The sequence below is a fragment of the Pseudomonas sp. YY-1 genome (genome assembly GCF_002843095.1).
Lineage (GTDB): Bacteria > Pseudomonadota > Gammaproteobacteria > Pseudomonadales > Pseudomonadaceae > Aquipseudomonas > Aquipseudomonas sediminis_A.
In genome coordinates this window covers 1-564 of sequence record NZ_PJLX01000041.1, presented here as the reverse complement: position 1 = coordinate 564, position 564 = coordinate 1, and the positions used below count along the sequence as shown (strand labels likewise).

The window sequence follows — 564 nt, the reverse complement described above, 5'->3', positions numbered from 1 at the left end:
ACCGACAAGGATCAATGCCATGACTATCGAAAACGTTCTCTACCGTGCAACCGCTGAAGCCTTTGGTGGCCGTGAAGGCCGCGCTGTGTCCTCCGACGGCATCCTCGACATCGCCCTGACCACCCCGAAAGAACTCGGCGGCGCCGGCGGTAACGGCACCAACCCGGAGCAGCTGTTCGCTGCCGGTTATTCCGCCTGCTTCCTCGGCGCCCTGAAATTCGTCGCCGCCCGCGACAAGCTGAGCATCCCGGCTGACACCTTCATCGAAGGCACCGTTGGCATCGGCGCCATCCCCACCGGCTTCGGCATCGAAGTGGAACTGCGCATCAGCCTGCCCGGCCTGGATCGCGATGCCGCACAAACCCTGGTGGATCGCGCGCACATCGTTTGCCCGTACTCCAACGCCACCCGCGGCAACATCGACGTCACTTTGACCATCGTCTGACAGATAGCAGCCAGCGCTCGCGGCCAGAGCCCGAGCGCGGCCTCAAGAGGAGAACCACTATGAAAACCCGCACCCTGTTCGCCACCGCACTGACCGCCATCGCTCTCAGCGCGTCGCTC

Annotated in this window: 1 protein-coding gene; it reads left to right on the top strand. The window is 63.8% G+C overall.

The window, feature by feature from the left end; all coding sequences use genetic code 11:
- Positions 1-19 precede the first annotated feature (19 nt).
- The gene (locus tag CXP40_RS23560) at positions 20-445 is read left to right on the top strand and encodes an organic hydroperoxide resistance protein (RefSeq protein ID WP_106735689.1); all 426 of its coding nucleotides are present in this window, start codon (positions 20-22) and stop codon (positions 443-445) included.
- Positions 446-564: the final 119 nt, after the last annotated feature.

Excerpts from the sequence above, each read along its gene's own strand:
- CXP40_RS23560 (WP_106735689.1), top strand. The coding sequence starts at position 20 with ATGACTATCGAAAACGTTCTCTACCGTGCAACCGCTGAAGCCTTTGGT.